Below are 11,083 nucleotides of genomic sequence, written 5' to 3'. Positions count from 1 at the left end.
CGCCGCCGACGCCGCCCGCCGGGCCCGCGCCCGGCACGACGAACGCGCCGCCGAACTCGCCGAGGCCGACCGCCGGGCCCGGGAAGCCGCCACCGACCTCACCGGCACGGCCGCCGACCTGGGGCTGCCTGCCGACCGCGCCGAGCTCGCCGCCGTACGGCAGGCCCTCGCCGACTACGCTGTGGCCCTCGCCTCGCTCTGGCCCGCGCTGCGCGAGCGCGATGACGCGCAACGTGCCGCCGCCGAGGAAGGCACCGAAACCGAGCAGGCCGCAGCCCGGGTCCAGGAACTGGTGCTGCGCGTGGAGGACGCCTTCCGGGCAGCGGCCGCCGCCGACGAACGCCACACCACCCTGCGCTCTACCGTCGGTGCCGCCGTCGACGAACTCCAGCGCCGCCTGACCGAAACCGCCGATGCGCAGCGCGCCTGTGAACGTGAGCAGCGGCAGTCCCGCGATGCGCAGACCGAAGCCGCCCTGCGCGCCGCCCGCGCCGACGGCCGTATCGGGCAGCTGGAGACGGACGTCGACAACGCGATCGCGGCGCGCGCGGAGGCGATCGCCGCCCTCCAGCGGTTCGCCGTGACCGGGCTGCTCGCCGTGGCCCTGCCCGAGGCGGCCGTGCCGGACCCGGAGGGCGGGCCGTGGTCGCCGACGCCGGCCGTGGCCCTGGCCCGGACGATCGAGGCCGAACTCTCCGGCACCGATGACTCTGACGGCGACTGGGAACGCGTACAGAAGCGGCTGAGCGAGGAGTTCACCAAGCTGCAGAACGCCCTGTCGCGACACGGGCACACCGCCTCGGCCCGCATGGTGGAGGACGGCATGGTCGTCGACATCGTCTATCAGGGCCGGGCACGGGCCGTGCCCGAACTCGCCGTGGCCCTGAGCGCCGAGGTCGCCGAGCTGACCCGCATCCTGTCCACGCACGAACGTGAAATCCTGGAGACTCACCTGCTCACCGAGGTCGCGGGCACTCTCCAGGAACTGATCGGCACCGCCGAACGCCAAGTGCGGGCGATGAACACCGAACTGGAGGAACGGCCCACCTCCACCGGCATGAAGCTGCGACTGGTCTGGCGCCCCTCGCGCAAGGCACCGGCAGGGCTGGCCCACTCTCGCGAACGGCTGCGGCAGTCGGCCGACGCCTGGTCACCTCAGGACCGTGAGGTGGTCGGCGAGTTCCTCCAGGGCCAGATCGCGCGGCAGCGCAGCGAGGACGGCTCCGGCAGCCGGCTGGAGCAGCTGACGACGGCTCTCGACTACCGTGGCTGGCACGAATTCGGCATCGAGCGCTATCAGCACGGCCGCTGGGTCCCGGCCACCGGCCCCGCCTCGGGCGGCGAGCGGGTCCTCGCCGTGTCCGTACCCCTCTTCGCGGCGGCGTCCTCGCACTACGCGACCGCGGCCAGCCCCTACGCCCCGCGCCTGGTCACCCTGGACGAGGCGTTCGCGGGTGTGGACGACGACTCCCGCGCCAAGTGCCTGGGGCTGCTCCATGCCTTCGACCTGGACGTGGTGATGACCAGCGAGCGCGAGTGGGCCTGCTACCCGCAGGTGCCGGGGATCGCGATCGCCCAGCTCTCCCGCATGGACGAGCTGGCGGCGGTGCTGGTCACCCGCTGGGAGTGGGACGGCGCCGAACGCGTCCGAGGAACCGAGCCGGAGCGCCGGGGCGCCCTGGCGGCCACCCGCGCCGCTGCCACCGACCCGGACCAGGAGTCCCTGTGGACATGAGCAGCGGTGGCCCCACCTCGGCCGGCCTCGACCGGGCCCGCCTCGACCGGTTGCTCGGCGGCCCGGAGCTGGGCTGGCTGCGGGACCGGGTGCGCCGCCGGTTGGAACGTGACGAACCCCTGACCGGGCCCATCTCCCTGACTGGCCCCAGCCCGGCCCAACGCGCCGCCGTGGAGCGGCTGCTGGGCCGCCCCCCGGGCACCGGCCGGACCCTGACCGTGCGCCTCGACGCCGTAGACGCCGTCCTTCGCCATTCAGGCGTCAGCCCCGACGGCCTCGCCACCGCCGTCGCCGCCCTCACCAGCCCGGTGGCTCTGCTCAGCGATGTACGCGACAGAGAAGCGCGGGCCTGGGACGACTCGTACGTCCCGCTGCGCACGCTCGCCGCACAGCGCCCCGAGCTTGCCGTCTGGTCCGCCAAGGTCCGTGCCGACGGTCTGGTGCGCCGCCTCGCCGGTACCCCGGACACGGCGCGAGACCTGGTCGCCGACACCGTGACCGCCCTGCGCGAGCTGCCCGCCGCCCCGGCCGTCTCCCTCCCCGCCTTCGCAGCCCGTGTCCTGGGCAGCGCCCACGCCCTGGACGACGGCAAGCCGCCAGCCACCCTCGTCCTGTCTGCCATCCGCGCCCTGACCGGCTTCCCGGACGGTTCCGGAACCGAGTGGCGCCGCGAGGCGTGGGCGTCCGCCGGACTGCTCAGGGACGACCTCTCGTCCACCGTCCTCACCCTGGGAATGCGCGGCACCCCCGCCCTCGACTGGCTCGCCGAGACCGGCGAACCCGCCGTACTGACCCTTCGACAGCTCCACCGTCGCCCCCCGATGACCGCGCCCGCTGCCGTCCGGATCTGCGAGAACCCGGCCGTCCTCTCCGCCGCCGCCGACACGTACGGCTCCGCCTGCCCACCGCTGGTCTGCCTCCAGGGCCAGCCTTCCGCCGCCGCCGTGACCCTGCTCCGCCACCTCCACCACCAGGGCGCCACCCTGCACTACCACGGCGACTTCGACTGGGGCGGACTGCGCATCGCCTCCTCCCTCCTGCGTCGTGTCCCCTGGCACCCCTGGCGCTTCACCGCCGCCGACTACCGCGCCGCAGCCCCCGGCACGGGCACCCCGCTCATCGGCACCCCCGCTGAATCCCCCTGGGACCCTGAACTGGCCCTGTCCCTCGCCGCACTCGGCGTGCGCGTCGAGGAGGAGGCGGTGCTGGACGAGCTGACGTCCGACTTGTCCCGTCCGCCTGAATGAGCCCTGCCGAGCATCTACCAGCGGACCGGCGCCTGGCTGACCATCGCCAACCGGCGGATTCATCGAAGCATCGACGCCCGTCCGGTGGACCGGTGGGAGGCCGACCGCGCCGTGATGCTCACCATCCCGCCGGTCACCCCGCCCCATTGGTGGCGTTTCCACACCCGTATCGGCCGCGATCACTACATCCGCGTCGACACATGCGACTACTCCGTCCACCCCCGCGCGATCGGCAGGACGGTGATGGTCCGCGCGGACAACGAGGAGATCACCGTCATCACCGCCGCAGGCGGCGAGGTCGTCGCCCGCCACCCCCGCTGCTGGGCCAGGCACCAGAGCCGTGCGGGGCGAGGATCTCGGTCTCCAGCCGCTCGCACAGTTCGTTGATGCTGTGCGGGGCCCTGGCGGTGACCTCGATGCCCACCTCGTCTCCAGACGGCCCGGTGAGCACCAGGTCGGGGTTGGAGACCTTGGTGTTCCCCAGCCGGAGCCGACGCCCGCCGCCTGCAAAGCGGCCGCGACGACGAGCTCCGTCCGGGTGTCCAGCAACGCGCCCATGCCCGCCAGCCGGGCGAAGTCCGTGCGCTTCCTGTTCAGTTCGACCGGGACCGCCGCGGCGGCGCAGTCGAAGACGCCCAGCAGCTCCTCAAGCGTGTCCAGCGCCATGACCGGCCCCGCCCCGGGCAGCTGCGCCAGGGCATGGACGGGGTGGCCGGGCCGGGCGCCGGCCAGCCACCGGGCCAGCGCGGGCCGCACCGGTACCTGCCCGGGCGCCGTGTCGTCCTCGGGCTCCCTGTCCCGGTAGGTCCCAAACGGTCCGGGCTGGCCGTGCACATCGGCTCCGAGCAGGGGGCCACCGCCCTTGAGACGGAAGGGGGAGGGGATCACCGCGCCTACCTGCCTGTCGAATTTGCCGTGGCCGCTCTTCGGCGGCGATTGTCCCAGGCCGGCCGCCCCGCGTTCCGGACGCCGCTCCGGGACCGCTGTGACGGGCCCCGGCGGCGTGTCGTGCCAGGCCGCCGGGGCCGACGGACAGGTCGTTACGCTGCACCGGCGGCCGACAGACACCGGTATGCGCCTGCAACCCACTGCTGGCCTAGCGCGATGCCGACGGGGCCGTTGGCACGGCGGTCAGGGGTGCTGTTCGTATTCCCCGCTGGGGAAGTCAGCCTCGATGGTGACGTAGTCGGCGTCGACCAGGCCGGCGTCGGCGTGCTCGGACGTGCCGATGCCGATTCCGGTGACGACGTAGCGGTCGTCGACCGTCTGCGCCGTGTGAGGTGCCGGATCGTCGGGCATGGCGATGTGCAGCGGCATGTTGTCGGGGTACGTGGCCAGCGCCTCGCGCAGGCGGCCCACGGTCCAGATCTGGACGGTGTGGGTGTAGCTCTGGGTCTGGACGGTCTCGGTCATGCGACTCCTGCTCTCGTGAGGTGAGGTCAGTCTCGCGGGAGGCGCCGGGCAAAGCGCTGGTACGCGGCCCGCCATGTCGCACCGATGGCCCTGCCGATCGCGTCCCAGTCCGCCCGACTGCTGCCCGGGCCGCGCCCCGCCGCCGGTGGCGACACACCCCCTGACCGCCGCGCTTGAGACGAGGACGGCCAGGCGACCTCATCCCGCCTCAAGGGCCACGACCAGATCGTCATCGCCAAGCAGGGCGGATGGGCCCCGCACTCCAAGGTGCTCGCCGGGTACCTGGAGATCGTCGACCAGTGGGAGGACAACGCCCTGATCGGCGTGCTGTAGACCGCCATGACACGGCAGAGCCCGGAGCCCGCGGCGGGCGCCTCACGCGGTGCGGCTGCGGCGGTACGCCCGGGACCGGCACGCCGTGCCGCAGTACCTCCGGCGGCGCGATGAGGACCGAGGGAGTGCTGCCCCGCAGCTGCCGCAGGTCTGGCCGCGACTCTCCGGGCGCGGCGGGCCGACGGATGGGAAGGGACGGGGCGCGCTCGGTTCCGGTTCGGCCGGGGGCCGGTTCCGGGCCCGGTAGGCGGCCTGGCGGCAGGCGTCGGAGCAGAGCTCACCCCGCTCCAGGATGCCGTGGAGGTGGTTCCGGGCCCCAGGGGACCTCGCCCGGCATGTCGCGGAACTCCACGAGATCGGCGCGGCGGTTGCCCGAAGGGAAGCCACCACCGATGACCTTGACGTCATCGCCTTGGAAGCGCAGCGCGGAGCCTTCGGCGAGCACCGTGATACTTCCGTCGGCGCCGGTGAGGGCGGGGCCGTGGCAGAAGGACGGTGCGGCAGTCCAGGCACATCGCGGCTTCCGCTGGTTTTCTTTGAGCAGCGGGTCGTTGCGGGGGATCCCACGCCCGGCGGGTAGTCGTCGACGAACGCACGCGCGGTGGGGTCATCGCCCGCGTCATGCAGCGCATCCCCCTGCTGACGGCCGCCCATGGCGTCGCGGCGGGCCGGCGGGACAGCCCCTGCCCAACGGGCAGCCCGCCAGCCGCTGGCCGCGATGGGACACGGCTTGGGACAGCGGGCCGGCGTTTCACCAGCGGCCGTAGATCAAGCGCGTCCCCGCAGCATCAGGTTCCAGTACATGTACGGCAGCCCGTAGCGCTTCAGGTACCACATGTCGCGACGCTCGTGCGTGGTGTCGATGACGGGGAGGCTCGGTCGCGGCGTCCCCTCGTAGTCGAACTCGGCGAGCAGCATCTTGTGGCGGCCGGTGGTGATCGGGCAGGAGGAGTAGCCGTTGTAGGAGGCGGGAAGAGCGGCGGAGCCCGTGAGGCTGGCGGTGACGTTCTGTGCGACGACGGGCGCCTGCTTGCGGATCGCCGCTCCTGTCTTGGAGTTGGGAGAGGAACCGGCGTCGCCGAGGGCGAAGATGTTGGGGTAGCGGACGTGGCGCATGGTGTGCTTGTCGATCTCGACATATCCGGCCGGATTCGCCGGGTCGGCCAGCGGTGTCGCCTTGAGCCAGTCGGGGGCCGACTGGGGCGGCACGAGGTGGAGCATGTCGAAGTCGATGGAATCCTTGGTGCTGGTTGCGTGGTCGGCGATCGTGGCGCGGCGGTTGTGCGGATCCACTTCGACGAGCTCGCTGCTGTTGTGCACCTCGATGCCGTAGCGGGCCACGACCCGTTCCAGCTCTTCGGAGAACACCGGCACCCCGAACATGGTCGGTGTGGGGAGTACGAGCACGACCCTGATGTCCTTCAGGACGCCCTGTTCGCGCCAGTAGTCCGCGGCGAGGTAGGCGATCTTCTGCGGCGCCCCACCGCACTTGATCGGTCCGGACGGCATCGTGAACACGGCTGTCCCTGAGCGCATCGTGTGGATGAGTTCCCAGGTCTTGGGCGCCAGGTCGTGGCGGTAGTTGCTGGAGATCTGCGGGGTGTTGATCCCTTCCGCCATCCCGGGCACCTTGTGCCAGTCGAGCTGGATGCCGGGGCACACGATGAGCCGGTCGAAGCCGATCCTGCTACCGCGGTCGGTGCTGACGGTCTGCTCGTCGGGGTCGATGTCTTCGGCACGCTCCTGTATCCATGTGACGCCCTTCGGCATGACGGAGCGTTCAGGCCGGGCGCTCTTCTCGACCGGGGCACGTCCGCCGCCGACAAGGGTCCACAGCGGCTGGTAGTAGTGGGTGGTTGCGGGGTCGAGGAGGCCGATGTCGTGGATCCCGGCCTGCTTCAGGCGGGCGGCGACGGAGATGCCGGCGGTGCCCCCGCCGACGATGAGTACCTGGTGGTGCGCGGTGGTGACCATGGTGGTTCCTTCCGTTCTGCTGGCCCGAGCGGTCAGCTCGTGGTCAGCTTGAGGGCGACGGCGTTGCTGTAGTCGTCGTCGATGAAGATCACGTCGAGCCCGGCCCGGTCGAGCAGGCTCGCGGCGATGGATGCGCGGAATCCGCTGGCGCAGTGCACCCACAACCGTCCGGTGGACAAGTCGTCGATCCTGCTGAGCAGCTGGTGCAACGGGATATGGACGGATCCGGGAATGTGGCCCGCGGCGTACTCGTCGTCGCGGCGTACGTCGAGGATGATGTCGCCTTCCCCGGCATCGCGGAGCGAGGCGAAGGTGACGCGCGGATAGGCCTGCCGCTTCTGGTCGGGGGCGGTCAGCGTGTCGAGGCCGCCGGTCCAGGCCCCTGCGGGCCTGTCGATGCCGATGCGGACCATCTGGCGCTGGGCGGCGGCCACGTGCTGGGGTGAGTCGCCGATCAAAGTGATCGGCGTTCCCCACGGTGCGAGCCAGCCGAGGTAGGTGGCGAACTGGGTGGACAGGGTGATGCCGACGGTGCCGGCCAGATGATCGGCGGCGTATAGGACGCGGTCACGCAGGTCGACGACCCACTCTCCCGCGCTGATCCGTTCGGCGAGCTCCTCGGCGTCGAGCGTCTGCGGTGCGGACAGATCGACGGGGCCGGGACCGCTCAGGTTCTGCGGTGCCATGTGCGCGTAGTAGGCGGGGTACGCGGTCAGATTGGCGATCAGGTGCTCGACGAAGCTCTCTTCGCCGGAGGCGGTGAGCGCGTCGTTGCGCAGGCGTTCTGCGCCCATGGTGCTGGCGTCTCCGCCGGTGGCGGATCCGGTGGAGCAGAAGCTGCCGAACCCGTGCGTCGGGTAGATCCGGGCCTCGTCGGGCAGCCCGTCGGCGAGCCGGTGGGCGGAGTGGAACTGCGCCCGGGTGAGTTCGTCGGTGCGCGCCGGGTCGACCAGGTCGGTGCGGCCGACGCTCCCGTAGAGCAGCGAGCCGCCGGTGAACACCGCGGGATGCTCGTCGGGGGCCGCGGTGTCGGTGACGACGTACGCGAGGTGGGTGTCGGTGTGTCCCGGCGTGGCCACCACGCGCACGCGCAGGCTACCCACCTCGAGCGTGTCACCGGCCTGGACGCTGACCCGGTCGAAGGCCACCGGGTCGGCCGCGTTCACGGCGTACCTGGCGCGGGCGTGCTGCGCGAGCTGGTATCCGCCGGTGACGTAGTCGTTGTGGATGTGCGTCTCGACGACGAGGTCGAGGGTGGCGCCGACGTCCATGAGGAGCCGCTCGACCCGGTCGATGTCCCGCTGCGGGTCCACGACCACGGCCACCCTGCCGTCGTGCACGACGTAGCTGCGGTCGCCGAGTTCTTCGGTGCTGAGGACTTCTACCTGCATGGATTCCCTGCCTCTCATGAGCTTCGGTAATGTACGAACATTAACTCCAGAAATGTCCGGACACAACATCGGAGGAAAAGGATCACGACCTGCACCGACTCCGAACACGGCTCGACGACGAGGTCGAGGGTGGCGCCGACGTCCGCGAGGAGCCGCTCGACCCGGTCGATGTCCCGCTGCGGGTCCACGACCACGGCCACCCTGCCGTCGTGCACGAGGTAACTGCGGTCGCCGAGTTTGCGCTGAAGACTTCTACCTGCATGGATTCCCTGCCTCTCATGGGCTAGGGTAATGTACGAACATTAATCCTAGAAATGTCCGGACGAAACTCGGAGGAAAGCAATCATGACCGGCACCGACTCCGAACACGGCTCAACCGCACCGACGCGCGCCCTTGCGGCCAGGGGGAAGACGCCGATGTGGCAGCGGGTCCGCGACGATCTGCGGATGCGTCTGGAGCACGGCGAGTTCACCGACTCCTTCCCCGGCGAGCACGAACTGCGCACCCAGTACGGAGTCAGCCGGCACACCGTCCGCGAAGCGCTGCGCGAGCTGAGGCAGGAGGGTCTGGTGACCGCGGCGCGGGGGCAGCAGCCCCGCCCGGCGGGGGAGGCGTTCGTAGAGCAGCCCCTCGGCGCCCTCTACAGCCTGTTCGCCTCCGTCGAGGCCGCCGGACTGGAGCAGCGCAGCGTCGTGCGCAGTCTCGACGTCCGTGCGGACGCGCATGTCGCGGTCCGGCTGGGCATGGAGGAGTCGACGCCGCTGCTGTATCTCGAACGCCTGCGGCTGGCTGGCGGGGAACCGCTGGCTCACGACCGGGTGTGGCTGCTCGCCGCGGACGCCCGGCCGCTGCTTGACGCCGACTTCAGCCACACCGCGCTCTACGACGAACTCGCCCGCCGGTGCGGTATCCGCCTCACCGGCGGACACGAACGCATCCAGGCCGTCGTTCCCACCGCGGCGGAAAGACGGCTGCTGGACCTCCCACAGGACGTCGCCGCCTTCTCCATCGAACGCCTCGGCCGCGCATCGGGCCGTGCCGTGGAATGGCGCACGACTCTCATCCGCGGCGACCGGTTCAGCGCCACGGCCCAGTTCGACGCCCGCAGCGGCTATCGCCTCGACCTCGCACCGACCCCCATCCGACTCGAGCACTGGACCACCCGTGAACCCGTCTGACAACCACACCGCCGACGTCAGCCCAGCCGCTGTCGCAAAGCTGCTCGCCAGTGGCGCCGTCATCGTCGTTGACGTGCGTGAACCCGAGGAATGGACAGCCGGTCATATCGACGGCGCCGTTCTCATACCGCTGGGCACGCTCAATCCGGTGACGATCGCGACGATCGACGGGAGCAAACCCGTCGTCGCCGTCTGCCGCTCCGGCAAACGCTCCGCCAGAGCCGCGCAAATCCTCCGCGCCGCAGGCCTCACGGTCCACAACATGACCGGGGGCATGAACGACTGGGTCCGAGTCGGCCTGCCCGTTCACACCGCGCCCGGGACCGCCGGCAGCCTCCGATGACCGTCATGGCGACTGTCGTCCTCGGCGCTCTCATCGGCCTGAGTCTCGGCGCCCTCGGCGGCGGCGGCTCCATCCTCACGGTGCCGGCTCTCGTCTACGCCGTCGGCCAATCGGTCGGCGCCGCCACGACCGAAAGCCTAGTCATCGTCGGCATCACCTCCGCCGTGGCCGCTGTGGGTCACGCACGCGCGCGGCACGTCCGCTGGGGAGCCGGCGCCGCATTCGGCCTCGCCGGTATCGCATCGTCCTACGCGGGCACCGCGCTGGGACGGCACGTCAATCCCGACGTGCTGCTTCTGGCCTTCGCCGTCCTCGTCGCCGTCGCCGCGACCGGCATGCTGCGCCGGACCTCAGGGCAGTCACGGGTGGTCGCCCGCGCGGAACCGGCGGTCGTCGCGGTAAAGGCCCCCCGTGGCGAGCCACGGACCGGACCGCCTCCGCCCAGTACCGGCCACCTTCTCGACCCCTTGGACGCAACAGGCGGCACCGGCCGGACAGGAAAGGCCAGGAAGATCGGCCCCAACGCCGCCGCCAAGATCATTGCTGCCGGGCTCGCCGTGGGCTTTCTCACCGGACTCTTCGGAGTCGGCGGCGGTTTTGTCGTCGTCCCCGCGCTGGTCATGGTAAGCGGCTACGAGATGCCGGTGGCCATCGGCACCTCGCTGCTGGTCATCGCAGTGAACTCCGCCGCCGCCCTTCTCGCCCGAGCCGGCCATGACACCTTCCACTGGTCGGTCATCGTTCCCTTCACCCTCGCCACCGTCGCCAGTTCCCTGGCCGGCAAACGCATCGCCGACAAGATTTCGGCCAGGACACTCACCAGAGCATTCGTTACCCTCCTCTTCGCCGTCGCCGCCTACACCGCCCTTCACAGCGGAATGGCGCTGGCCAACTAACCCACGACCATGCGAGCGCAGCCTGGTGCTGGAAAAGCGGGCGCCGTACGGGTTTAGATATGTCCGGTGCGTCACCTTGTGATACCCCTGCTGGTATCTCTAGTGCTCTGACCGCATAGGTGCACCGGGTTGGTATCTCCGGCTGTGCACCGGCTCAGGGAGCGGTCGAGGTCGCCCAGGTACGGAACAGCGTGAGGGCCTCGGTGAGGTTTCTGGGGCCGCACGCGGCGTGGAAGGTTTTCTCAGCGGTCCAGTTCGGAACCCAGTCCTGCGTGCTGCGGTTGACGTCCTGACGGGGGTACTCGCGTTCTTCCGGGTCCGTCTCTTCCAGATCGATCTCGACGGTCCAACCGGGATTGTCGAGCGTGGCGATCCTCACGCCCCACTCGTGCTCCCAGTCGCCGTCGCACTGCCGCGCGTACCGGCTCTGCAGCCAGCCAAGAAGAGGCTCCGAATCGCTCATGGCAGGAGATGCTAAGTGGTCCGTGCTCGAAGTCCTTCGGGGGTTGACTTCGGCTCCGGTGTTGTGTGTGTCGTCTGGTCAGATGTCGGGGGCTGCGAGGTGGAGTTGG

Annotated in this window: 12 protein-coding genes; 6 read left to right on the top strand and 6 right to left on the bottom strand. The window is 70.7% G+C overall.

Translation table 11 applies throughout. The features are described from left to right. The 3 genes from EFK10_RS12940 to EFK10_RS12930 form a co-directional block, all read left to right on the top strand. Positions 1–1,735, top strand: a 1,735-nt coding sequence (locus tag EFK10_RS12940; protein WP_127355862.1) for a TIGR02680 family protein, incomplete at its 5' end; no start/stop codon positions are given. Further along, positions 1,732–2,982 carry a TIGR02679 family protein gene (locus EFK10_RS12935; RefSeq protein ID WP_127355861.1) on the top strand — a complete coding sequence of 417 codons (1,251 nt, stop codon included), beginning with the start codon at positions 1,732–1,734 and terminating at the stop codon, positions 2,980–2,982. The genes EFK10_RS12940 and EFK10_RS12935, both read left to right, overlap by 4 nt. Before the next feature lie 84 nt (positions 2,983–3,066). Further along, a complete protein-coding gene (locus EFK10_RS12930; protein ID WP_127355860.1) occupies positions 3,067–3,369 on the top strand; it encodes a Mu transposase domain-containing protein in 303 nt (100 codons plus the stop codon). Positions 3,370–4,113: 744 nt separating this feature from the next. Here the strand turns inward: EFK10_RS12930 and EFK10_RS12925 are convergent. The 5 genes from EFK10_RS12925 to EFK10_RS12905 form a co-directional block, all read right to left on the bottom strand. Continuing rightward, positions 4,114–4,395: a DUF6225 family protein gene (locus EFK10_RS12925; protein ID WP_127355859.1), complete on the bottom strand. Its 282-nt coding sequence runs from the start codon at positions 4,393–4,395 to the stop codon at positions 4,114–4,116. A gap of 610 nt (positions 4,396–5,005) precedes the next feature. Further along, positions 5,006–5,173, bottom strand: coding sequence for a hypothetical protein (locus EFK10_RS47335; protein ID WP_164835965.1), 168 nt, complete (start codon positions 5,171–5,173; stop codon positions 5,006–5,008). A gap of 323 nt (positions 5,174–5,496) precedes the next feature. Continuing rightward, positions 5,497–6,702, bottom strand: a complete 1,206-nt coding sequence (locus tag EFK10_RS12915) for an NAD(P)/FAD-dependent oxidoreductase (protein WP_127355858.1) — start codon at positions 6,700–6,702, stop codon at positions 5,497–5,499. A gap of 32 nt (positions 6,703–6,734) precedes the next feature. Continuing rightward, positions 6,735–8,093, bottom strand: a complete 1,359-nt coding sequence (locus tag EFK10_RS12910; protein ID WP_127355857.1) for an MBL fold metallo-hydrolase — start codon at positions 8,091–8,093, stop codon at positions 6,735–6,737. A 14-nt stretch (positions 8,094–8,107) separates the two neighbouring features. Next, positions 8,108–8,308, bottom strand: coding sequence for a hypothetical protein (locus EFK10_RS12905; protein ID WP_127355856.1), 201 nt, complete (start codon positions 8,306–8,308; stop codon positions 8,108–8,110). A 130-nt stretch (positions 8,309–8,438) separates the two neighbouring features. Here EFK10_RS12905 and EFK10_RS12900 point away from each other — a divergent pair, with 130 nt between their 5' ends. Genes EFK10_RS12900 through EFK10_RS12890 form a run of 3 tightly spaced genes read left to right on the top strand, consistent with a single transcriptional unit; the run spans position 8,439 to position 10,511 of the window. Continuing rightward, entirely contained in the window at positions 8,439–9,272 is an 834-nt protein-coding gene (locus EFK10_RS12900; protein WP_127355855.1) for a GntR family transcriptional regulator, read from the top strand. Beyond that, a complete protein-coding gene (locus EFK10_RS12895; RefSeq protein WP_127355854.1) occupies positions 9,259–9,615 on the top strand; it encodes a rhodanese-like domain-containing protein in 357 nt (118 codons plus the stop codon). The genes EFK10_RS12900 and EFK10_RS12895 overlap by 14 nt, the downstream gene beginning before the upstream one ends. Positions 9,616–9,620: 5 nt before the next feature. Then, positions 9,621–10,511 carry a sulfite exporter TauE/SafE family protein gene (locus EFK10_RS12890; protein ID WP_206305429.1) on the top strand — a complete coding sequence of 297 codons (891 nt, stop codon included), beginning with the start codon at positions 9,621–9,623 and terminating at the stop codon, positions 10,509–10,511. A 154-nt stretch (positions 10,512–10,665) separates the two neighbouring features. Here EFK10_RS12890 and EFK10_RS12885 read toward each other — a convergent pair whose 3' ends face one another. Next, positions 10,666–10,974, bottom strand: a complete 309-nt coding sequence (locus EFK10_RS12885; RefSeq protein ID WP_127355852.1) for an immunity 53 family protein — start codon at positions 10,972–10,974, stop codon at positions 10,666–10,668. Between the last annotated feature and the right edge of the window lie 109 nt (positions 10,975–11,083).

The sequence above is a fragment of the Streptomyces soli genome (genome assembly GCF_003999195.1).
GTDB classification, from domain to species: domain Bacteria; phylum Actinomycetota; class Actinomycetes; order Streptomycetales; family Streptomycetaceae; genus Actinacidiphila; species Actinacidiphila soli.
This window is presented reverse-complemented; position numbering and strand designations above follow the sequence as displayed.

What these genes read in the sequence shown, in the direction of transcription:
- EFK10_RS12935 (WP_127355861.1), top strand. Translation starts at nt 1,732, where the DNA reads ATGAGCAGCGGTGGCCCCACCTCGGCCGGCCTCGACCGGGCCCGCCTC.
- EFK10_RS12925 (WP_127355859.1), bottom strand. Translation starts at nt 4,395, where the DNA reads ATGACCGAGACCGTCCAGACCCAGAGCTACACCCACACCGTCCAGATC.
- EFK10_RS12915 (WP_127355858.1), bottom strand. Translation starts at nt 6,702, where the DNA reads ATGGTCACCACCGCGCACCACCAGGTACTCATCGTCGGCGGGGGCACC.
- EFK10_RS12910 (WP_127355857.1), bottom strand. Translation starts at nt 8,093, where the DNA reads ATGCAGGTAGAAGTCCTCAGCACCGAAGAACTCGGCGACCGCAGCTAC.
- EFK10_RS12900 (WP_127355855.1), top strand. Translation starts at nt 8,439, where the DNA reads ATGACCGGCACCGACTCCGAACACGGCTCAACCGCACCGACGCGCGCC.
- EFK10_RS12890 (WP_206305429.1), top strand. Translation starts at nt 9,621, where the DNA reads ATGGCGACTGTCGTCCTCGGCGCTCTCATCGGCCTGAGTCTCGGCGCC.
- EFK10_RS12885 (WP_127355852.1), bottom strand. Translation starts at nt 10,974, where the DNA reads ATGAGCGATTCGGAGCCTCTTCTTGGCTGGCTGCAGAGCCGGTACGCG.